Origin of the sequence: Bacillus sp. FSL W8-0116 (assembly GCF_038003825.1) — a bacterium.
Taxonomy (GTDB): Bacteria; Bacillota; Bacilli; order Bacillales; family DSM-4216; genus Bacillus_O; species Bacillus_O smithii.
The window spans coordinates 265,759-287,829 of record NZ_JBBOPY010000001.1 but is presented as its reverse complement, the minus strand read 5'-3'; the positions used below and the strand labels follow the sequence as shown (position 1 = coordinate 287,829).

Here is a 22,071-nt window from a genome sequence, read left to right as displayed (position 1 = left end):
AATATACGGCTAGAATACGACTTTTTATGACTATTAAGACATTTGAAGCGATACTATACTATATCATCCTATTTTTTATTGCTTATATAAGCATATTGTTATATTGTGATATATGAATGGAGAAGTGGTAAAATGAATCGAGTGGTTACGAATATAGACGACGTTGCGACAATATTAAAGTTATTAGGCGATAAAACTAGACTTACCATGATGGCGTTATTAGACAATAAAAATTGTTGCGTATGTGAGTTGGTTGAATTTTTTCAGATGAGTCAACCCGCCATTAGCCAACATCTCAGAAAGTTAAAAGATGCAGGTTTACTAAATGAAACCAAGAAAGCCCAATGGGTTTTTTATTCTGTCAATAAGGAACATGAAATGTATTCGCTCATTCAAGATATATTGGCTCATGTTCCTGACCAGCAAGAAAAATTAAAAGAACTTGAAGAAAAAGGCACAAGAATTTTATGTGAATAACGATAGAGGTGATTTTTTGCTTTCCGTCCTACTAGCATCATTGATTTTCCTCGCAACTTTAACATTTGTGATTTGGCAACCCAAAAACTTATCTATTGGCTGGTCTGCATGCGGGGGCGCTCTGCTATCTATTATGGTAGGTGTAGTAGATTTTCAAGATGTCCTAACTATGACAGGAATTGTGTGGAATGCGACTCTTGCTTTTATTTTTATTATTATCATATCAATGATTTTAGATGAAATTGGATTTTTTGAATGGGCAGCATTACATATGGCAAAAGCGGCAAAAGGAAACGGAGTAAAGATGTTTATCTTTGTTTCTATTTTAGGAGCCATAGTAGCCGCCTTTTTTGCGAATGATGGGGCAGCCCTCATTTTAACTCCCATTGTTCTTGCTATGGTACGAGCTTTACAATTTGATGAAAAGAAAGTACTGCCTTTTATTCTGGCAAGTGGTTTTATCGCAGATACAACCTCATTACCGTTTGTGGTTAGTAACCTAGTAAACATTGTTTCCGCCGATTATTTTCATATTAAGTTTGTTGAGTATGCAACGCGCATGATCATTCCTACCGTTTTCTCGTTTGGAGCCAGTATTTTGGTTTTATATTTGTATTTTCAAAAAAATATACCAAAACAATATGATGTGTCTCATTTAAAGAAACCAATTGAAGCCATTAAGGATCAAAAAATGTTTAAGATAGCTTAGAGTGTATTAAGTATTTTATTAGTAGGCTATTTTATCAGTGAATTTACTAAAATTCCTGTGTCTATCATTGCGGGAGTGGTCGCACTTGTTTTCTTGTCCATTGGTAGAAGAACCCCAGCTGTTCACGTTAAACAAATACTAAAAGGCACCATGGGAAATTGTCTTTTTCTCTATTGGTATGTATGTCGTCGTCTACGGATTAAGAAACGTAGGATTGACGAATGTATTATCTGATGTGATTCAAGCCGCGGCCAATAAAGGTTTACTTGTAGGAACCATTTCAATGGGGTTTATCGCAGCGATTCTTTCATCGATTATGAATAACATGCCGACCGTAATGATTGATGCTTTAGCCATAGCTAATACAAACACAACCGGAATCATTCGTGAAGGACTCATTTATGCGAATGTGATTGGTTCTGATTTAGGGCCTAAAATTACCCCAATCGGTTCTTTGGCCACCCTCCTTTGGCTGCATGTATTATCGACGAAAGGAGTCAAAATTACTTGGGGAACCTACTTTAAAAACGGGATTATTTTAACCGTATCAACAATACTCATTACACTGATTGGACTTTATTTATGGTTGCTTATCATCTAATAAAGGAGCATGTGAAAATGAAGAAGAAAACCATTTACTTTTTATGCACCGGAAACTCTTGCCGCAGTCAGATGGCAGAAGGTTGGGCCAAAAAATATCTTGGTGATGAGTGGGAAATATATAGTGCCGGCATTGAGGCCCACGGATTAAATCCGAATGCAGTAAAAGCCATGAAAGAAGTGGGGATTGACATTGCGAACCAAACATCAGATGTCATTGATCCTGACTTGTTAAACAATGCGGATATGGTGGTAACATTATGCGGGCATGCTGCTGATAACTGTCCAGTAACACCGCCTCATGTGAAGCGCGTACACTGGGGATTTGACGATCCTGCAAAAGCGGAAGGGACAGAAGAAGAAAAATGGGCTGTATTCCAGCGTGTTCGCGATGAGATCGGGGAAAGAATTAAGCGATTTGCAGAGACGGGTGAATAAAAGTATTATTGTCTATACAGAAAAATCAATATTATTAACATCAATATATAGCCGTCACTTGCAGCCGAGAGAGTGTTCTCTCGGCTACTATTCTACAGTAAGGAAGGTATATTGTGTGAAAAAGATCAACCAAGCAATGTGTGAACCTACGAGTAAATGGGTTCAAAACATCAATCTTCATTAACAAAAACCGCGATGAAGTGAAAAAGGGACAACAAGACAGTCTTAAGGAACTTGGAAGTTCACAAATCTTATCCCGACTAAATTCACACATGGGTCTGAAAGGAGTAGCACTAATGAAATACACACTAGTTGAAAGAGATCATTTTCAAGTAGTTGGAATCAAGAGAGAAATTTCATTCGCCAATAATGAGAATATTGTGATCATTCCAAAATTATGGGATCAATGGAAGAAGGATGGGACAGTTGATTTATTATTTAAGTTGAACAATGGTGAAATCAAAGGTGTACTAGGTGTATGTACTGCTAACAGTCATACTCAATCGAAGCAAGTAATGGATTATTGGGTAGCAACTGAATATGATGGCAAAACACCTGACGGACTATGTAATTTGAAAATACCTGCATCAAAATGGGCTGTATTTGAAGTTAACGGACCGATGCCTGAAGCTATTCAGAAAGCGTGGGTACAAATTTTTTCAGAATGGTTCCCATCTAGTGGCTATAAGCACGCAGGAACACCAGCGTTAGAAGTGTATACAAATGAAGATCCCGCCAGCCCTGATTTTTATTCGGAAATTTGGGTGCCAGTCAATTGACCTGCTCGTCATTTTCTGCCCTGCCAACTGTCGCTAGTCTTCAAGTTTTTGAACACTCCCTATAGCCAAAAAAGCCGTTGTGAACTTCAGTGACTTTTTTGGCTCAATCGAGAGTTAAGTGGTTAGCTCACGGATCACTTTCGAAAGAAGAACCATTCCTCTATTCAAATCAGCTATAGAAGCATAGGAATAAGAAAGTCGAAGATACTGAGTCGCATGTTGATCGTAGACATTTCCTGGATTCAATAGAATTCCGTGTTCTAATGCTTTTTCAAAAAGTTCACGTATGGAGAGTGAAGGCGATAAGCGAAGCCATACATAAAAACCGCCTTTTGGAACAGACCAGGTCGCAATGTCGGAAAAATACCTTTGCAATGAATCATTCATGACCTCTCTTCGCACCTTCAATGCTTTTCTGACCTCATCCAAATGGCGATGGTATAATCCGCTTGAAAGCCATTCCGCAACCGCCCACTGGGACAAGGGACTGGATCCGTAATCGGTTTGCATTTTAATATCCGCCAATCGCTCAATGACAGGGATCGGCCCAACTACCCAGCCGATTCTCAAGCCGAAAAATGGAAGCCTCGTATAACAGGATGGTTTGGTCAAGAAAATCATTCGAAATTCAACGTTCATCAATTCACATTAGCAGCTGGAGCACGTCGTTTTGAAACTGGTACACCCTCTTTTATCAGCGCTTATGCCGCTGCCGCCGCTCTTCGTTTGCTTCTTGATATAGGAGTGGAGAATATATCTTCTTATTTAAATCCATTAGCTCAATTCGCATTAGATTATGGACAAAGGATTACACGTTGCTGGGCCTCTATCTGCTGATCAACGAGGCGCCATGACAGCTTTTTATGTGAAAAATGCTGAGCATAATCCATTTTGAAAGAGAGAAATATCATTGTTTCTGCCAGAAACGACGTCATCCGAATCGCTCCCCATTTTTACAATACGCAGGATGAAATTCGGCAGGCGATTGATGAGTTGACAATGGTTCTTAATACCAATAAATAAGTAACGGATAGCTTAACAACTGTAGTTGAGCAATTTTAATTACAATAATTACCATGTAAAAGAGACAAACAGGGTACCCCTTATGCCACGTGGAGCTGTTTTTTCACGGTATCAATGGGAATATTTTGTTTCGCTGCACGGTAAATGAACTCCACGAGGCTATGTCCTTTTCTCTTGCGCAGAAGATCGAGCCCATCAGAAAAATCGCTGTTCGACTCGAACATGCTGTACACGTAAGCAAGCTGCACCAAGATCCAGTAGCGTTTCACCGCCCGACGTCCGCGAACGCGGTATCCATCGAGTTTCAGCTGGTCTTTCGCTTGACGGAAAAAACATTCGATCGACCAACGCTGGGCATAGTAGCGCAAGATCTCTTCATCGCTTAGATCCCGGTCGGTGCTCAAGACGCAGTGAAGATGTTCCGATGTCATCGGCTGATCGGCTTTCCAAGCGAGCAGCACCACGGCATCATCGAGACCTTTGAGAGAGCCTTCGTAGCGATAAACCCGATAACGCTCTTCTCCCACCGTGACGAGGTGAGTGTCTTTCGGTTCGATGTAGCGGGCAAACTCCCTCACCTGAACCGCAATGCCTTTTGGATAAAGAAGCCGATTGGCCTTGAGCATTGCGATTACGTGGAATCCCTTTTTCAGACAAGCTTCCACGAGCGTTTGCGATGGATACCAAGAGTCCATCAGCACATAAACAGGACGGTGTACATCCAAAGAAGAAAGCATCTCGATCGCGAGTTCCCCCTTGCTTTTCCCAGCCGCCTTGTCGTAGAGGCGGAACGCAAAGGGAAAAGCCTGGGTCATCGTATGAACCATGAGCCAAACGAGAGAATGTCCCCAGATCGACTTTTTCTCTGTGTGAGAATAGTGCCAATCACACCCTTGAATGGCGTGCGTTGCCTGTGACGAAGGCGTGGTTTTTTGGCAAATCGTATCATCGATCGAAACAAAAAGGGGTTGATTCTCCTGTTTGGCGATGCGTTCGACACGACGAAGCATCCACTGTTGAAGTTTGCGAAGCAGCGTCTCTTCATCCCAAGGGCTTTTCGTGAAAAAATGGCTGAGTGTCGTGCGGTGGTTCGGATGAAAGCTCCAATGATGAAGATCGGTCAATGTTCCCGCAAATCCTTTGGTGGTCAGCGCATCCACGATATGAACGAGATGCTTCATGACAGGTTTTGAAAAATAAAGTGCCAACCCCAACATCGTGAAAAACTTGTGGATTCCTTGATGATGTGCTAATCTATTCATGAGACATGAACCTCCTTGTGAATAGTTTTGGTGACACATCTATTCTAATCAAGGAATCGGGTTCATGTCTCTTTTTTTGTTTGGTTGTAAATTTATGTTAGCGAATTTGCTCATCTACAGTTAACAAGATAAACATCAGGGAAAAACTGAAATGATCCAGGCCAGATAACTCGCAACTTTTTTGGGGGTTAGTAACAAAATATATTGGTTTCAGCGGACAAAAGATTGAAAAAATCGATTTTTTCTTTTGAAAATCAGTGAGAATATTCTATTTTTAAACAAGTGAAATGCATAAATACCCTAGTTGTATAACTAATGGTTTTAACAGCTTTTTTCTTAAGCTCCATTCAATGATCCGATGGAGCTGCAGTATTTATTTAACAAAATAATTTTTTAAAATTTTTGAAGATTATTATTTGTGATTTGCAAATAATGTAGTATAAATAATATAGAGGTGAAAAAAGTGGAAAACATTAGAGAGTTGTTTCAAGTCATGACATGTCGTTTTGGATTGCTGAATAAAAATTGCTGTTCTATTAATGATGTGGATATTTCTCTCGTTCAAAGCCATATTCTTTATGAAATTAACAAAAGTGAATATTCTTCCATGCAACAAGTGGCGGAAGTATTGGGAATGGATATAACAACATTCAGTAGACAAATTCAAAATTTGGTGAAAATGGGATTAGTAAAAAAAACGCCACTTCCTGAAGATCGAAGGGTATACACGTTATCGTTAACCACCGAAGGAAAGTTTATAACAACCACTATTGATCAAGAAATCAATCGATATTTTGACGATGTATTTTCAAATATGACGGAATTTGAGAAAGAAACAGTGATTCGTTCGATTAAATTGTTGAATGAATGCATGGCAAAGACAAGTCTATGTTGCAATCCGTTAGTGATTAGTAGGTAAAGACTTGATCATAAAAAATAACCAAAAAGTTGTAATTTGCAAATAAATAGAATCTGAATGTATGCTAAGAAAGTTTAAAGTGTTTCAATCTTTATAGTCGGCCATGGTTGCTTGTTGTGTTTGCAACTATTATGAGAATTGCTTTTTATATTTGCATTTTTTCGATGATTCCAACTTCGTAAAGGGAATGGTTATTAGGAATGGTCACAACGTTGTGAGTTCGTTCGCAACAATGGAAATTACGATGTTCTTTATCATTATCATTTTAGGAGTGATGGCACATGAATTATGTTCATAACGATCAAATCCGACAAAAGGTTCGCAATCGCTATAAACAAATTGCGATACAGAATAATGTGGAGTCTGGAATCTGCTGTTCCGGTTTTTCAGGATGCTGTGATTTTCTAAACGAAACGTCGGCAAAGTTAGGGTACTCGGATGAGGACTTATCTATCGTGCCAGAAGGATCGAATCTTGGACTTGGTTGCGGAAACCCGCTGGCGATTGCGAAATTGAAGCAGGGAGAAATAGTATTGGATCTTGGCAGTGGTGCTGGATTTGATTGCTTTCTGGCAGCACAACAGGTTGGAGAAACCGGTCGCGTCATTGGGGTGGACATGACGCCGGAAATGATCAGCAAAGCTCGTAACAATGCGGCTAAGGGAGGCTTTCTCAACACGGAATTTCGGTTAGGAGAGATCGAATATTTACCGGTGGCAGATAGATCAGTTGATATCATCATTTCTAATTGTGTTATTAACCTTTCCCCGGATAAACTTAAAGTGTTTAAGGAGGCCTATCGTGTACTGAAGCCTGGAGGCCGCCTTGTTATTTCCGATGTTGTAGCAATGGAAGAACTTCCAAAGGAAATCAAAAACAACACGGACGACTTGTACTCTTGCTGCGTTTCGGGAGCATCATCGATTGATGAGTTGGAATCCATATTACAACAGAGCGGTTTCGTACAGATCGCCATCGAACCAAAAGATGAATCGAAGGAGTTTATCAAAGAATGGGTGACTAGTGCAGACATCACGGACTACATTGTTTCTGCGATTATAAAAGCAACAAAACCTTAAAAATGGTTAATCTGATTTTTACTTGTTCACTGTTCGTCAAGAAAAAAAGAGTTAAGCAGTGAATTCCATTTACCTGTATGGATCATGGTACGGGTGAAAAGCTGAGCAGGTGATTCTAATCGGTGTCATCATGATTTATACATTATCTTAAAAAATTAATCGTGTCGTTCACTATTCTGAATTATTGATGTAAGTTATCAAAATTTTTATTATATGTCATTCGAGGAGAAAATTAGAATAGAAATACCGAAAATAATGTTTCGTTATTCCATAGAAAAGAAGGTTGCGGTGATATTCAGAATGTGGAAGTAAAAAAATCCGGTATTTAGATCATTCAATTATTGAGAGGAATGATAGCTGTCTATAAATCCTTAGACCAACCGTTCTCAATATAAAATAAGGGGTGATTTTGAAGATGAACATTCGTAGTTTTCGTAAAGAAGATTGGTCGCAAGTGAAGGACATTTACGAACAAGGAATTGCGACCGGACAAGCAACATTTGAAACATCAGCACCGTCATTTGAAAAATGGGAATCGACCATTGCCTCAAATTTATGTTTAGTTGCTGAGGATGAAAAAGGCATACAAGGCTGGTGTAAGATTAGTAACGTGTCAGATCGCTGCGTATATAGCGGGGTAGGTGAAGTCAGTGTGTATGTTCGAGATGAAAGTCGAGGAAAAGGAGTTGGAAAATTACTTCTACAAGCGATGATTAAAGAATCAGAGTCAAAAGGATATTGGACATTGAGTGCAGGGGTTTTCCCTGAAAACATACCGAGTTTACATTTACATCAAAGTGTCGGCTTTCATGAAGTCGGGATACGACAACGTATTGGCAAGTTAAACGGTGTATGGCGGGATGTTGTGTTATTAGAACGTCGTAGTCAAAATATAGGGATAGATTGACTATTTGTTGAGAATAAGGGTAAAACCACTCTTTATTTTAAGTACAATGAATATTTGATTTAATTCTAAATTTCGCCTTTCTTGAAAGCAGACTGACTACCAATTGGGTTGTAAAATAAAATTTGGTAATGGTTTGGAATGGTAAATTAAAGCAATTCAATATCATTTAGGTCTGCGATTTTTTATCGAAAAGTGTTAATATTAAAATAAAAACGCAATCGCTTTAACCTACTTTCAAAAGGATCCGAATCATTTGATCAAACTAACCATTCTTAATTGGATCTTAAAAGAGAATTTATACTATGGAACGATTAAAATGAGGCATGGACTTGTTACTCAATTGAATAAACTATAGGATAAGAAACTGTTTTGAATTCATCCAGATCATTTTTCTTCAACAGTTTCCTTTTGCGACAAAAAGCGAAAAATGGTACCATACCCATAAATCTTCTGGTGAAGGGATAGAATAGTCGTGAAAGTAGGAATTGCTTTAGGAGGCGGTGCCGTACGCGGAATAGCCCTTATTGGAGTGTTAAAAGTGTTAAAGAAGCATCGAATCCCCATTGATTTTATAGCAGGAACGAGTATGGGCGGTGCGATTGGAGGCTTAGTTGCCGCGGGTATTGATGTAGAAGAAATTGAAGAGTTTGTTCTAAGCACGCCATCTTATCGATTGATGGATATCGGAATTCGAAAACGTGGAATTTTAGCCGGAAATAAAATATACGCTATTTTGATTCAATTTTTGGAGCAAAAAGGGCTTGGTGATATTAAAATCGAGGATTTGAAGATACCGTTTCGGGCAGTATCGGTCGATTTGATTAAAGGAAATGTTTTCGTGATGAAAGAAGGCAGCCTTGTCTTGGCTATTCGAGCAACCACATCGGTTCCTGGTATTTTTTCTCCCGTTCATTATCAAGGTAAAGTATTGGTGGATGGCGGAATTTTAAATAATCTCCCTGCCGACTTGCTTCATGAAGCCGGAATGGATAAGATCCTTGCCGTAGATGTCGAAAGGGAACATGATGAACAGGAGCCTCGTAATATATTCGAAACGGTTTATCGTTCGTTTACGATTATGATGACTGTGCAGCGCCGTGTCAACTTGAAGTATGTAGATGTCGTTTTTCGCCCGGAAGTAGGTCATATTTTAGCGTTCGACACAAGCAGAATCCGAGAATGCATTGAAGCTGGCGAGCGAGAAGCTCAACGGAAGATTCCTGAAGTGTTATCTTTGTTGGAATCAAAATAGTATAGGGGGTTGAATTGGAAATGGATTTAATCAAAAAAGGATTGGCATTTGGACTAGGTTTGGCTGTTACGAGCAAGGAACAAGCAGAAAAATTTGTGAATGATTTGGTGAAAAAAGGGGAGTTGTCTCTGGAAGAATCAAAAGACATGGTCAATCAGCTGGTTCAGCGGGGAGAAGAAGAAAAAAAAGGATTACAACGCATTGTACGGGAGCAAATCAAACAAATATTAAACGAATTGGATTTAGCGACAAAAGAGGATATTCAAAAACTGGAACAACGAATTCAGAAATTGGAAAATGATGATAAGTAAAGGAACCCTGTCTCGGGTTCCTAGTCTTTTGAAGGGGATATAGTATGATTGGGAAAAGAATTCGTCATATCAGTCGTTATCGCGATATTGCTATTACGCTGATTCGTAACGGTTTTGGAATGGTGGTCGAGGAAACCGGCATTGCTCAATTCCTCTCCCTCCCTCAGCGTCTGTTTTTCGAGAAAAAGAAAAAAGCTTCTAAGTCTGTCGGTGAACGAATTAGAATCGTTCTGGAAGAATTGGGTCCTACTTTCGTGAAATTGGGGCAAATCGCCAGTACTCGCCCTGATTTGATTCCTGAAGAGATCATCAGAGAATTAGAAAAACTGCAAGACCATGTTCCACCTTTCTCTTTTCAAGAAGTGCGTGAAATTGTTCAAAATGAATTAGGAGAAGAAATTGAAAACATATTTCTCCATTTTGAGGACGTGCCACTTGCGGCTGCTTCGATCGGACAAGTCCATCGGGCCACTTTGCGCAACGGGGAACAGGTAGCAGTCAAAATACAACGCCCAAATATTACGACTGTGATTGAAACAGATTTGGAAATTCTTCAAGATTTGGCGACATTAGCTGAACAACGATCGGAATTGGCGGCAAAGTATCAAATTCGCGATATGATAGATGAATTTTCTAAGTCCCTTCGCAAAGAACTCGACTATACGAATGAAGCACGGAATGCGGAGAAAATTGCCAATCAGTTTAAAGATGATTCTACCATCTACGTTCCAAAAGTTTTTTGGGAGTATACCACTAAAAAAGTATTAACGATGGAATATGTCGAAGGGGTAAAATTCAATGAAATAGACCAACTGAAGAAAAATGGCTACAACTTAAAAAACTTAGCTGAACGTCTTGCAAAAGGAATTTTTCAACAAGTTTTCATCGGTGGCTTTTTTCACGGGGACCCGCATCCAGGTAATGTACTAGTATTACCTGGAGAGATCATTGCTTTTCTCGATTTTGGAATGGTAGGGCGGCTTACTCCCGATATGAGATATCATTTTTCATCTTTAATCATTTCGTTGATGCGTCAAAGTACCGATGGGGTGATTCATTCGATCAGTGCAATGGGATTGATTCCGGATGATGTAAACATGAAACAGTTGCGAGCTGATGTAGAACGTATGAGGGAAAAATATTATGATGTTCCTTTAAGCCAAATTCGTTTAGGGGAGGCCGTGAACGATTTATTTCGTTTAGCTTTTCAGCATTCAATCCGAATTCCGGCCGACTTATCGTTATTAGGAAAAACTTTGCTGACGGTTGAAGGCGTAGTTGAAAATCTTGATCCTGAATTCAGCATACTCGATATTGCCGAACCATTTGGCCGTCGACTGTTAAAAGAACGATACCATCCCAAAAATGTAGCAGAAACGGTATGGAAGCAAGTTTCTGATTATGGAGAATTGATTTTGGACTTTCCAAAACACATGAAAGAATTTGCTTCTTTGGCCAAGCGGGGAAGACTTCGTATGGAGGTCGGCATCCCGGAACTGGATCTTTTTTTAAAGAAATTGGATCAGATCAGTAATCGATTATCATTTAGCATTGTTTTATTGTCTTTCAGCATCATTATGGTTGGGATCATTATCGGTTCTTCCATGAATAGACAATCCACGTTGTTGTGGAAGTTTCCCGCCATTGAGATGGGATTCGTGGTAGCGACACTCATGTTTTTTTGGCTTTGGTATTCGATTTTTAAGTCAGGAAGATTTTAATGAAATAGAAAAATGAATGATCGCAAGTGGAAGAACCCCCGGCTGTAGGGGGAGTTTCACTGTATACATTACGATTGGGCAGCAAGTCTAATGCATAACAGGAAAAAGTCTAAAAGGAGAACGCCTTTTAGTGATTGGTATTCGATGATGTTTTTGCGGGATGGTGTCAAAAAATAAGAATAAAATGGGGCTGTATGATTGTGTTTTATACCCCTTACCGGTATAATGTATAATGAAGATGCGATCAGAATGAGGTGATATCAGTGGACCACTGTGAAGATAATTCCATCAATCCTAAAATGGTTCCCCGAACAGAGGAAGAAATCGAAAGTTTAATAAAGCGCTTGAAACGCATTGAAGGACAGGTGCGTGGAGTGCAAAAAATGGTGGAGGACAACCGTTATTGTATTGATATTTTAGTTCAAATTTCGGCTATTCAAGCCGCATTAAAGAAAGTAGGTTTTAATTTGTTGGAACGTCATGCCAATCATTGTGTTTCTAAAGCGATTCGTGAAGGCAACGGAGAAGAATCCATTCAAGAGTTAATGGAAGTTGTTAAGCAATTCTCTAAGTAAAGGGGGGAATGCTTTATGAGTGAACAAAAGATCGTCACATTAAAAGTGACTGGTATGACATGTGCCGCTTGTTCCAATCGTATTGAGAAAGTGCTGAACAAGATGGATGGAGTAGAAGCCAATGTCAATTTAGCGATGGAAAAAGCAACGGTTAAATATGATCCGGCTAAACAAAGTGTAGCCGATATTCAAACAAGAATTAACAAATTAGGATATGGCGTTGCGACTGAAAAAGTAACGCTAGATATTGAAGGGATGACATGCGCGGCCTGTGCGACTCGTATCGAAAAAGGGCTAAAACGCATGGAGGGCGTTACAAGTGCGGTTGTTAACCTGGCGACAAACAGTGCGGTTGTAGAATACAATGAAGGCGTTTCTTCTGTAGAAGATATTTTAGAAAAAATCAAAAAGCTAGGCTACAAGGGACAGATCCACGATGAAGAACAAGATCAAGCTGATCGAAGAAAAGTGCAGCTGAAACAAAAGCAACGACAGCTGGCTATTTCGATCATCTTATCATTGCCCTTGCTTTATACGATGATTGCTCATATGCCTTTTGATTTAGGCTTGCCGCTGCCGCATTTATTAATGAATCCGTGGTTCCAACTTCTTTTAGCGACACCCGTTCAGTTCTATATTGGCGGTCCTTTCTATCTTGGGGCTTATCGGGCATTACGGAATAAAAGTGCAAACATGGATGTATTAGTAGCCCTTGGAACATCGGCCGCTTACTTTTACAGTTTGTATGAAGCTTTTAAAACTTTAGCCAATCCCGAATATATGCCCAAATTGTATTTTGAAACAAGTGCCGTGTTGATAACCCTTGTACTTGTTGGAAAATATTTTGAAACATTGGCGAAAGGGCGAACGACAGAAGCTATCTCTAAGCTGTTAAGTCTGCAGGCAAAAGAAGCTCTTGTCATCCGTAATGGGCAAGAAGTAAAAGTTCCGCTTGAAGAAGTGGTGATCGGTGATACGATTCTCGTCAAGCCCGGAGAAAAAATACCGGTAGACGGTACTGTAATCGCCGGAGTTTCCTCAGTGGACGAATCGATGATTACAGGTGAATCGATTCCGGTTGATAAGAAAGAAGGAGACGCTGTCATAGGAGCTACTTTGAATACAAATGGCGTACTGACCATTCGAGCAGAAAAGGTAGGAAAAGATACAGCCCTTGCCAATATTATTAAAATCGTTGAAGAGGCTCAAGGTTCTAAAGCGCCGATTCAGCGGATGGCAGATGTCATCTCAGGAATTTTCGTGCCTATTGTGGTAGGGATTTCTGTTGCATCGTTTATGATATGGTACTTCATTGTGGCGCCGGGTGACTTGCCAAAGGCGCTTGAAGTGGCCATTGCGGTCCTTGTCATCGCCTGTCCTTGTGCGCTTGGATTGGCTACTCCGACATCCATTATGGTCGGAACCGGTAAAGGGGCGGAAAAAGGGATCCTCTTTAAAGGGGGTGAGTATTTAGAAGGAACGCATACAATCAATGCTGTGCTGCTGGATAAAACAGGTACTGTTACAAAGGGAAAACCAGAAGTAACAGATGTAGTAGAGTTTCAAAATGGCATGCTTGATTATGCCGTTTCAGCCGAGAGCGCTTCTGAACATCCGCTGGCCCAGGCGATAGTGGAATACGGAAAAAAACAAGCGATTTCCATAAAACCATCGGAGCATTTCTCCGCCATTCCCGGCCACGGAATTGAAGCTGTTATTGAAGGCAAACATCTTCTTGTTGGAACGCGAAAATTGATGAAGGAACACTCGATTGACATATCCGAGCATGAAAATCAAATGGCGGATTTTGAAAAACAAGGGAAAACCGCCATGCTGGTTGCCATTGACCATCAGATTGCCGGCATCATTGCTGTCGCGGATACCGTAAAAGAAAGCTCCAAAGAAGCCATTCAAACTTTAAAACAAATGGGTATAGAAGTGTACATGGTAACGGGAGACAATCAACGCACGGCTGAAGCGATAGCGAAGCAAGTGAATGTGGATCATGTGTATGCCGAAGTGCTCCCTGAAGACAAAGCGAAAATCGTTGAAGAACTCCAAAAACAAGGAAAACGAGTGGCGATGGTCGGCGATGGGATCAATGATGCTCCTGCTCTTGCAAAAGCGGATATCGGAATGGCCATCGGCACAGGAACGGATGTCGCGATTGAAACGGCTGATGTAACGTTGGTTGGCGGAGATCTGGCGCATATTCCAAATGCGATTGAGTTAAGCCGTAAAACGATGAGAAACATTCGACAAAATCTATTTTGGGCTTTGTTTTATAATTCTATTGGCATTCCTGTGGCAGCAGCTGGATTATTGGAGCCTTGGGTTGCGGGAGCGGCTATGGCATTCAGCTCTGTATCGGTTGTGACAAACGCGCTTCGTTTGAAACGCGTGAAAATAGAAAATGGAACGATATAAAGGAGGAATTCTTAATGGACATTACATTAAACGTCGAAGGAATGACTTGCGGACACTGCAAAATGGCCGTAACAAATGCTCTTAAAGAGCTGGATGGTGTGAAAAATGTAGATGTGCATCTAAAAGAAGGCACTGTGGATGTAGTTTTTGATGAGACAAAAGTCAGTGTAGAAAAAATGAAAGAAGCGATCGAGGATCAAGGTTACGATGTGAAATAACATCCACAAGAGATCATGGAGCAAAAATCCATGATCTCTTATCATTTTTGACATGATCAACGGTTTGGACGACAAAAGTCTGACAAGCCTAACTATGAACATTTTTACGGACAAATTTGGCATTAGAAATGATGAATACAACCTTTTCCATTTTGATAGGGCGTTAAACTACAAGAAAGCAGAGAAACAGTATGGAGAAACACAAAAAAGGAGTATACAAAGATGGAATCAACTGTTTCAAAGAAAAAAACAATTATTTCCTATATTATAAGCTTCGCTTTTATTATCGCGATGATAACAGCTTCGGTGATACTTAAAGATCGCGAAATCATTTTGCCGGAAGTAGCAGCCATGGCGATTGCCATGTGGGTGTGGCGAGATGAGGGGTGGATAAGACAGCCATTCAAGATTTTTCTGGTTCCTTCTATTACGGCTTTGATCGGTTTCGTGGTGAATCAATTGCCAATTTCTTATTTGAGCATTTTGCATATTTTTTGACCCAAGAGCCATAAGGATTTCAAAGACACAAAAAAGGACTTCACCCCTAAAATGTAGAATTTTTGAAGTGACGAAACCACAAAAATTCAAAAGGAGGAAGTCACTTTGTATATTCTACAAGAAAGCCTATTTTCCTTTGAAGAACTGCAAAAATTAGAGTCAAAAGAGAAATTACCTATCTTTTTTAGCTCGCTTGATTTACGCCCTTATGCTAAACAGTTGAGAAGTTCTTCACCCCGAGGGGCTGACGGTCATTCCAGAGAAGGGATTCTAAGGGCTCTCATCGCTGCCCCACTCGAAGGCATCGACACCTTTACCGCCCTTCATCATCGATTGGATAAAGACCTTCGTTTCCGTTATCAATGCGGTTTATCGATTGATCGCCCCGCACCGTCTATCTCCACTCTCAGCCGGGTTTTTGCGGCACTTACCAAAAAAAAGCTGGCTGAAAAGATCTTCCTTGACTTGGTACAGTTAGCTCAGGAGGAAGGAATAATTGACGGCAGCCACCAGGCCATCGACAGTGCCGCCATTGATGCCTATGAAAAGAAACAGCCCAAAAAGCGTAGTGAACAAACGGGTAATGCCAATTGGGGCGCAAAATATGATTCCTTCGGCAATAAAATTACCTGGTTTGGCTATAAGATGCATCTTTCAGTCGATACCGCAAGCGAACTGCCAATGGCCATAAAAGTAACCCCTGCCCATGTGAACGATGGAGAAGTCGCACCAGAATGAATAGAGCAAGTGGCAGAGCGTACCAAATCCAAAATTGAATTTCTGATCATGGATGGCGGATATGACCAACTAAAAAACTATGAATCAGCCAAAAACATTGGAGCGCAAGCCATTATCCCGCTCAATTTGCGCAACGAAAAAGAGCCTCCTGAAGGGATTTCTTCCAATGGAACTCCGCGTTGTTCCATGGGTTATGAAATGACTTATTGGGGAGCTGATAAGGACCAGCTCAAGTTCAGATGTCCTCACGCAACCGGCAAAGTGGATTGCCCATTAGGAATGGCAGCCTGTTCATCTTCCAACTATGGAATGGTGGTAAAAGTCGACATCAAAAAGGATGTGCGCCGATATTCCAATCCGCACCGTGATACAAAACGTTGGAAAGAGCTTTACAACGAGAGGACAAGTGTAGAACGCTGTAATTCAAGAATGAAAAGCTACCTTACGGCGAACTCCCTACATGTATGGGGAATTGAAAAAGTAAAGACCCATATTTACCTGAACGCTATTGTATTACTTGTTTCAGCGCTAGCGATGGCAAAGGAAAATAAAGGGAAGAAAGCCGCTTAAAAAAATTCAATGTGAAAAATTCTGTAGGTATGCCCGAAAACAAGATTATTGTAATATTTTGTAAAATAACATGCTGGTAGCTATTTGTCGAGTGCTTTATTTTTTATACTTTTATCCAAAAAATCTAATTTTGCAAAATGCTCATATAAAATAATACATATTTTCATTCTGGACTTATGGTTGAATGGAAGGGAAAAAAGTGAGAAAAATTTCGTTTAAATTGGGACTATTATTTTTTGTATTTGTATTAGGAGTAGAAGCGGTTTTATTTGCGTCTTTATATGTTACTCTGGTTCATTCGAGAATTAATGAGGAATTTGAGCAACTCTTAGCAAGAGGGAACAGCCACCGCGATGTGTTGGAAAAAAATTATAATCCTTCAACATTAGAACATGTCAAATTGATGGAATCTGAAGCGGAGACAGACGTCGTAATTACAAATGACAATGGAAAAATATTATATTTTTCCAATCATATTTTGCCGGTTGCAAAAAAAATCATTAAAAAAACAAATAAAAACATTCCCTATCGCGGAATGATTGTACAAAAAAACTGGCAAAAGGAGTCGCATATTGCAACCGTAAGCCCGATTCGAATCAACGGCAAACTAAAAGGATACGTCTATATGTTTCAAAATACCGATTCCATTCAATATATGATTTATAAGTTAAAGCACCATTTCATTATGGTTGGAATTCTTTCTGTCTTTTTAACCATTATTACCATTGCTTTCTTATCAAGAGTCATTACCATTCCTCTCATACGCATGAAACAGATGACCGAAAAATTAAGTAAAGGTGATTTTTCTGTTCGTTTGCAAGTAAAAGGGGGAGACGAATTGGCGGAATTAGGGAAAGCCATTCAAACATTGGCGTTGGATTTGGAATTCTTAAAAAAAGAAAGAAAAGAATTTCTCGCTAGTATATCTCATGAGCTTCGTACTCCATTAACTTATGTAAAGGGGTATGCCGACATCGCCAGGAGAACCAATATTGAAGAAGAAGAGAGAAATCGATATTTGTCCATTATTTATGAAGAAGCAGAGCATATGGAAAAATTAGTAAAAGATCTTTTTGAGTTAGCGCAGATGGATCAACATTCCTTTCACATTCATAAGGAATCTACAAACTTATGCGCATTCTTAAAAAAATTGTATGACAAACTGAATCCTGCTTTTCAAGCGAAAAACATGTCTCTTAACTATTTCTGTGATGGGAATATTACCGTCCACATAGACCAAAAACGTTTTGAGCAAGTAATGATGAATCTGTTAGACAATGCATTAAAATATTCAGATCAAAGTTCAACCGTCTCCATCTATGTAAAAGAGAAAAAAAAGAATGTTATGATTATTGTTTCGGACGAAGGAACGGGAATTCCGGAAGAGGATTTGCCGCATATTTTTGAACGGTTATATCGTGTGGAAAAATCAAGATCAAGAACCAAAGGTGGGACGGGATTAGGTTTAGCCATTGTAAAAGAAATTGTTGAAGCTCATGGAGGTTCTATTTATGCGGATAGTATCCCAGGAAAAGGAACTAAGATAATAATTACACTACAGGAGGGATGAGCGTGCACACGATTTTACTAGTTGACGACGAAAAACGAATGCTAGATTTGCTGGATCTTTATCTTTCCCCTCAAGGGTATCATTGTATAAAGTGCGAGTCCGGTTTATCAGCGTTGCAATACTTAGAAAAGAACAAGGCGGATTTAGTCTTGCTCGATATTATGATGCCGGAAATGGATGGTTGGGAAACTTGCAAACAAATTAGAGAATTTTCCAATATCCCTATTATCATGGTGACGGCAAGAGATCAAACGTTGGATAAAGTAAAAGGACTTAAAATGGGGGCTGATGATTATATTACAAAACCATTTGACGAATCCGAGTTGCTTGCTCGAATTGAGGCCGTACTGCGGCGTTCGGTTGGTAAACGTTCGAAGCTTGAGTTTCAAGGTTTAGTATGGGATGAAGACCAGCATAAAGTTCAGTATAAAAATCAGCTCATTTGTTTAACCCCTAAAGAGTTTGCCGTATTAGGGCTGTTTTTAAAGCATCCAAACAGAGTGTTTAGCAGAGAACAAATCATCGTGTCATTATGGGGCTATGACGCAATCACAGAAGAGCGTACAATAGATTCTCATATAAAAAATATTAGAGAAAAACTTAGGAAAGCTGGTTTTCCGATAGATCAATTTCTTCAAACTGTTTGGGGAGTAGGATATAAATGGGACACATAAGGTGTGACCAATAAAAAATGATTTCTTTTGATCCTTTAAAAGTAGCGACTGAATTGCGATCTAATCTTGAACAAATGAGTTAGATATTTTCTTTGTGTTTACGTTCTATGGGTGCCCAAATTTTGATTACGTAACAAAGGCATTACGAAACTTAGAATATCTACTTGTTATGATGCGTTAGTCTTATCTAATAATTTCAAGAGGTGACCAGAATGAAAATAAAAGGAATGATGGTTTTACTATTCCTCATTTTGATTCTATCGGCGTGCGGTTCCAATCATGAACAATCACATCAAGAGCACTCTTCCAATGGTGATTTGCTTGAAAAAACGGCTTCTGCTGAAGTTTTGCCATCCTTTTTAAAAGGTCAACAGAAAGAAATACGAATGATCTATCAAGCTGCCGGAAAATCAACTGAGTTGTTACAATGGATTCCTTGTTATTGCGGTTGTGGTGAGAGTGCCGGACATAAGAGCAACATGAATTGCTTTGTCAAAAAAATCAATCAAGATGGTTCTGTCATATGGGATGATCACGGAACTCGTTGCGGTGTTTGCTTACAAATCGCAGATGAATCCATTAAGATGAAACAAGAAGGAAAATCTATAAAGGAAATTCGCCATTACATAGATGAAAAGTACAAAGAAGGCTACGCCAACCCAACGAAAACTCCAATGCCTCTGTAAAAAGGTGCTGAAATTACTTGTTGAAATTGTGATTGAATGATGCTCAAAACAGATTTAGCAGGAGATTATATCCATATAAACAGACCAACTCTTGTAAGGAATACTCTCGAGAATTTCTAAAAATAACTTCTTACAAAAAACCCTTGGCCATTCCTTTGGGAATACCAAGGGTTGAAAAGTATGGAGAAGTGTCATGATTGAATAAAATAGCGGTGCGTACAATGGTGTGAACGGTTGAAGGTTCATCAACCAAATTAAAGTTTCCATTGTCATTTTGAAAATGGGCATCGAAACTTAAATGTTTGACACTTTTTCAATTTTTTATTCGCCTTTATTGGTTGTATCATTCGGTTTTGGTTTATAATCCGATTTATAATCAGTATATTTTACTTCTGTCACCATTCCGGCTGAGGCATGATGTAAATCGTGGCAATGGAACATCCAATTTCCCGGATTATCCGCTTTGAATGCGACAACATACTCTTCACCCGGTTTTAAATTCAACGTATCCTTAATCAATGGGGAACCTGTAATGGGCTTGCCGTTTTTGCTTAACACTTGGAAGAAATGTCCGTGTAAATGCATTGGATGTAAATCTGTCGGTGAATTGTTCACTAATTTTACTTTTACGAGATCTCCTTTTTTCACATTGATAGGTGCTGTTTTAGGATATGTTTTGCCATTAATCGTGTAGACCATGCCATCTTTGCCCATTGTGGTTCCTAAATTCATCGTATACTCTACATCATATTTTTGATCTAACGTAAATGAACCTAATTCATGTTTTCCGTATTTTGTCAAATCAACGGTAGGAAGGTCCTCTTTTGCATTTGCTTTGTCCGTATTTCTTTTTGCACCTTCGTATTGAATTTTCACTTTCATGCCATCTGTACCTTTCACATCGCCGTGACATTCTAATAACCATTCTCCTGGATGATTCGCTGTAAATTCAATATCATATCTTTCACCCGGAGCAATATTCAAAAGTTCATCTTTGATTGGCTGCGGATCTTTTATCGGCTGCCCATCTGCAGCAACGATTTTAAACTTGTGACCATGCAGATGAAGCTTGTGAGACATGTACCCTGCGTTTACAAGGCGAAGTCGTACTTTTTCGCCTTTCTTCACTTTTAAAGGTTTAACAGCGGAACCACTTTTCCCATTAATTGTGAAAATATCGTACATACTCATATCATGGGCCATACTGCTCATATCCATTTGACCATGTCCCATATTACTATGATCCATACCGCTCATATTCATATTGCTTTCTGCATTCGGTTTGCTCATCCATTCATCTAACACTAGCGTATAATCTCGATCTACTTTTTCCTCATTCTTAGGCTCTACGATTAAAGTACCGTATAGCCCCTTGTCCACTTGTTTCGCGCTTTCTTGATGGGAATGATACCAATACGTTCCCGGTACGGTTGCAGTAAATTCATACGTATAGGTTTCACCTGGTTTGACTGCATCCATGGTGACCCCTGGAACTCCGTCTTGGCTATTTGGAACAGGGTAGCCATGCCAATGTATCGATGTCGGTTCAGGCAATTCATTTTTAAAGTGAATTATGACACGATCCCCTTGTTTCACTCGAATTTGTGGACCGGGTACAGATCCATTATACGTGTAGACCGGAAGTTTTACTTGATCATTGATTTTTAATAATGCTTCCTTAGCAGTAAGATTAATCTCTTTACCGGTTAAAACTTCTGTATTTGTTGTCAAAGGAAGTTGTTGGCTGGAGTCCTTGGCGGTTTCTTCCTTCTTGTTTGACATATCGTGTCCTTGCATGGAATTGTGCGAAACATTATTATTTGAGCAGGCTGCACCAACAGCGATAACTCCTGCAAATAAAGTTCCTAACAGTAATTTCTTCATGCCTTTCCCCCTTTAAATTTATGGTGTAAATCATACTATCATCATCTTAGATAATAAATGTGCAAAATTTATGGAGGAAAAAGAGAAGCATGCTTGTACTTAGTAATGGGGAGGAAATCAAAAATTCGTTTTAAATTGGAGACATGATATAAAAATAAAAAAACAAGCCACTGTAATGATAACTAAGTTATGAGTTATCGGTAGTGAATGGTTAGAACGAATGGAAGATTTGAATTGAAGGAGGGGACTTTACATCTTTCTTTACAAAGAATGGAAAAGCGAAAATGGATTACTACTTATTGGAGTGATGAGCAAGGATCGGGAGGCCGTAGGAAATATTATCGAATGACTGATGAGGGACGTTACCATTATAATCTGAAAATCGAAGAATGGAATTTTATAAAAAAATTGATCGATACCTTTTTGGAAGAAAGGAAAGATGGATAAAAATGAGGGTGGTTGATGAATATGTTGAACAATTATACAAACATCCAAATCCAAAGCACCCCGATACAAGGGAATTGAAAGAAGAAACCCGAATGCATCTCAATGAATCTGTAAAAGAATTAATGATGGGATGGCTATTCAGAGTCTGATGCGTTCAGAATGGCAGTAGAACGTTTAGGTGGTTTGGAACAAGCAGAAAAATTAATTTCATTGATGCAAATTCGTCAGAAAATCGTTCGCCAATTGCTTGCTGAAAATCTGAATTTCGAGTTTATTCATTGTTAGTTTGCTGTTCATGTTTTTACTA

General features: G+C 39.4%; 21 protein-coding genes and 4 pseudogenes. 22 read left to right on the top strand and 3 right to left on the bottom strand.

What is annotated here, in order from left to right:
* The first annotated feature begins 132 nt into the window (after nucleotides 1-132).
* The 4 genes and pseudogenes from N1I86_RS01320 (at nucleotide 133) to N1I86_RS01305 (ending at nucleotide 3,003) form a co-directional block, all read left to right on the top strand.
* Complete coding sequence (locus N1I86_RS01320; RefSeq protein WP_003352816.1) at nucleotides 133-477, top strand: ArsR/SmtB family transcription factor; 345 nt, start codon at nucleotides 133-135, stop codon at nucleotides 475-477.
* A pseudogene (locus N1I86_RS01315) lies at nucleotides 470-1,787 on the top strand (arsenic transporter). The gene N1I86_RS01320 and the pseudogene N1I86_RS01315 overlap by 8 nt, the downstream one beginning before the upstream one ends.
* A 17-nt stretch (nucleotides 1,788-1,804) precedes the next feature.
* Entirely contained in the window at nucleotides 1,805-2,224 is a 420-nt protein-coding gene (arsC, locus tag N1I86_RS01310; RefSeq protein ID WP_003352819.1) for an arsenate reductase (thioredoxin), read from the top strand.
* Nucleotides 2,225-2,520: 296 nt separating this feature from the next.
* Nucleotides 2,521-3,003 (top strand): GyrI-like domain-containing protein, encoded by a 483-nt coding sequence (locus tag N1I86_RS01305; RefSeq protein WP_341094568.1) that lies wholly within the window; start codon nucleotides 2,521-2,523, stop codon nucleotides 3,001-3,003.
* A 114-nt stretch (nucleotides 3,004-3,117) separates the two neighbouring features.
* Here N1I86_RS01305 and N1I86_RS01300 read toward each other — a convergent pair.
* Nucleotides 3,118-3,576, bottom strand: a pseudogene (locus tag N1I86_RS01300) (aminotransferase class I/II-fold pyridoxal phosphate-dependent enzyme); the annotation flags it as partial.
* On the opposite strand from N1I86_RS01300, the gene N1I86_RS01295 reads away from it, so the two are divergent.
* Both N1I86_RS01295 and N1I86_RS01290 read left to right on the top strand, forming a co-directional pair.
* Nucleotides 3,508-3,840, top strand: a complete 333-nt coding sequence (locus tag N1I86_RS01295) for an aminotransferase class V-fold PLP-dependent enzyme (protein ID WP_341094564.1) — start codon at nucleotides 3,508-3,510, stop codon at nucleotides 3,838-3,840. The pseudogene N1I86_RS01300 and the gene N1I86_RS01295 sit on opposite strands and share 69 nt — an antisense overlap.
* A gap of 54 nt (nucleotides 3,841-3,894) precedes the next feature.
* Nucleotides 3,895-4,026, top strand: a complete 132-nt coding sequence (locus N1I86_RS01290; RefSeq protein ID WP_341094562.1) for a hypothetical protein — start codon at nucleotides 3,895-3,897, stop codon at nucleotides 4,024-4,026.
* 80 nt (nucleotides 4,027-4,106) lie between these two features.
* Here N1I86_RS01290 and N1I86_RS01285 read toward each other — a convergent pair whose 3' ends face one another.
* Nucleotides 4,107-5,288: an IS701 family transposase gene (locus N1I86_RS01285; protein WP_341094502.1), complete on the bottom strand. Its 1,182-nt coding sequence runs from the start codon at nucleotides 5,286-5,288 to the stop codon at nucleotides 4,107-4,109.
* 463 nt (nucleotides 5,289-5,751) lie between these two features.
* Between N1I86_RS01285 and N1I86_RS01280 the strand changes: the two genes are divergently transcribed.
* The 14 genes and pseudogenes from N1I86_RS01280 to N1I86_RS01215 all read left to right on the top strand — a co-directional run bounded on the left by N1I86_RS01280 (nucleotide 5,752) and on the right by N1I86_RS01215 (nucleotide 19,433).
* Nucleotides 5,752-6,207, top strand: coding sequence for a MarR family winged helix-turn-helix transcriptional regulator (locus N1I86_RS01280; protein ID WP_341094560.1), 456 nt, complete (start codon nucleotides 5,752-5,754; stop codon nucleotides 6,205-6,207).
* Nucleotides 6,208-6,488: 281 nt separating this feature from the next.
* Nucleotides 6,489-7,286: an arsenite methyltransferase gene (locus tag N1I86_RS01275; protein WP_340396984.1), complete on the top strand. Its 798-nt coding sequence runs from the start codon at nucleotides 6,489-6,491 to the stop codon at nucleotides 7,284-7,286.
* A gap of 415 nt (nucleotides 7,287-7,701) precedes the next feature.
* The gene (locus N1I86_RS01270) at nucleotides 7,702-8,193 is read left to right on the top strand and encodes a GNAT family N-acetyltransferase (RefSeq protein WP_327797798.1); all 492 of its coding nucleotides are present in this window, start codon (nucleotides 7,702-7,704) and stop codon (nucleotides 8,191-8,193) included.
* 472 nt (nucleotides 8,194-8,665) lie between these two features.
* Entirely contained in the window at nucleotides 8,666-9,445 is a 780-nt protein-coding gene (locus N1I86_RS01265) for a patatin-like phospholipase family protein (protein WP_341094557.1), read from the top strand.
* A 20-nt stretch (nucleotides 9,446-9,465) separates the two neighbouring features.
* Nucleotides 9,466-9,756: a phasin family protein gene (locus N1I86_RS01260; protein WP_003352822.1), complete on the top strand. Its 291-nt coding sequence runs from the start codon at nucleotides 9,466-9,468 to the stop codon at nucleotides 9,754-9,756.
* Nucleotides 9,757-9,800: 44 nt separating this feature from the next.
* Complete coding sequence (ubiB, locus tag N1I86_RS01255; RefSeq protein ID WP_341094555.1) at nucleotides 9,801-11,477, top strand: 2-polyprenylphenol 6-hydroxylase; 1,677 nt, start codon at nucleotides 9,801-9,803, stop codon at nucleotides 11,475-11,477.
* Between the two features lie 263 nt (nucleotides 11,478-11,740).
* On the top strand, nucleotides 11,741-12,052 hold the full coding sequence (locus N1I86_RS01250) for a metal-sensing transcriptional repressor (RefSeq protein WP_003352825.1): 312 nt from the start codon (nucleotides 11,741-11,743) through the stop codon (nucleotides 12,050-12,052).
* 15 nt (nucleotides 12,053-12,067) lie between these two features.
* A complete protein-coding gene (locus N1I86_RS01245) occupies nucleotides 12,068-14,479 on the top strand; it encodes a heavy metal translocating P-type ATPase (RefSeq protein ID WP_341094553.1) in 2,412 nt (803 codons plus the stop codon).
* Nucleotides 14,480-14,493: 14 nt separating this feature from the next.
* Nucleotides 14,494-14,697 carry a copper chaperone CopZ gene (gene copZ / locus N1I86_RS01240; protein ID WP_003352827.1) on the top strand — a complete coding sequence of 68 codons (204 nt, stop codon included), beginning with the start codon at nucleotides 14,494-14,496 and terminating at the stop codon, nucleotides 14,695-14,697.
* Nucleotides 14,698-14,919: 222 nt separating this feature from the next.
* Nucleotides 14,920-15,174, top strand: a pseudogene (locus N1I86_RS01235) (hypothetical protein); the annotation flags it as partial.
* A 126-nt stretch (nucleotides 15,175-15,300) separates the two neighbouring features.
* A pseudogene (locus N1I86_RS01230) lies at nucleotides 15,301-16,503 on the top strand (transposase).
* Nucleotides 16,504-16,702: 199 nt separating this feature from the next.
* Complete coding sequence (locus tag N1I86_RS01225) at nucleotides 16,703-18,073, top strand: sensor histidine kinase (RefSeq protein ID WP_327797707.1); 1,371 nt, start codon at nucleotides 16,703-16,705, stop codon at nucleotides 18,071-18,073.
* Between the two features lie 2 nt (nucleotides 18,074-18,075).
* Nucleotides 18,076-18,747 (top strand): response regulator transcription factor, encoded by a 672-nt coding sequence (locus N1I86_RS01220; protein WP_327797706.1) that lies wholly within the window; start codon nucleotides 18,076-18,078, stop codon nucleotides 18,745-18,747.
* Between the two features lie 212 nt (nucleotides 18,748-18,959).
* On the top strand, nucleotides 18,960-19,433 hold the full coding sequence (locus tag N1I86_RS01215; protein ID WP_341094550.1) for a PCYCGC domain-containing protein: 474 nt from the start codon (nucleotides 18,960-18,962) through the stop codon (nucleotides 19,431-19,433).
* 321 nt (nucleotides 19,434-19,754) lie between these two features.
* Here the strand turns inward: N1I86_RS01215 and N1I86_RS01210 are convergent, their stop codons facing one another.
* Nucleotides 19,755-21,317 (bottom strand): multicopper oxidase family protein, encoded by a 1,563-nt coding sequence (locus N1I86_RS01210; protein WP_341094548.1) that lies wholly within the window; start codon nucleotides 21,315-21,317, stop codon nucleotides 19,755-19,757.
* A 207-nt stretch (nucleotides 21,318-21,524) separates the two neighbouring features.
* Between N1I86_RS01210 and N1I86_RS01205 the strand changes: the two genes are divergently transcribed.
* Nucleotides 21,525-21,764, top strand: coding sequence for a PadR family transcriptional regulator (locus N1I86_RS01205; RefSeq protein ID WP_341094546.1), 240 nt, complete (start codon nucleotides 21,525-21,527; stop codon nucleotides 21,762-21,764).
* A gap of 159 nt (nucleotides 21,765-21,923) precedes the next feature.
* On the top strand, nucleotides 21,924-22,049 hold the full coding sequence (locus N1I86_RS01200) for a hypothetical protein (RefSeq protein WP_341094545.1): 126 nt from the start codon (nucleotides 21,924-21,926) through the stop codon (nucleotides 22,047-22,049).
* The last annotated feature ends 22 nt before the right edge of the window (nucleotides 22,050-22,071 follow it).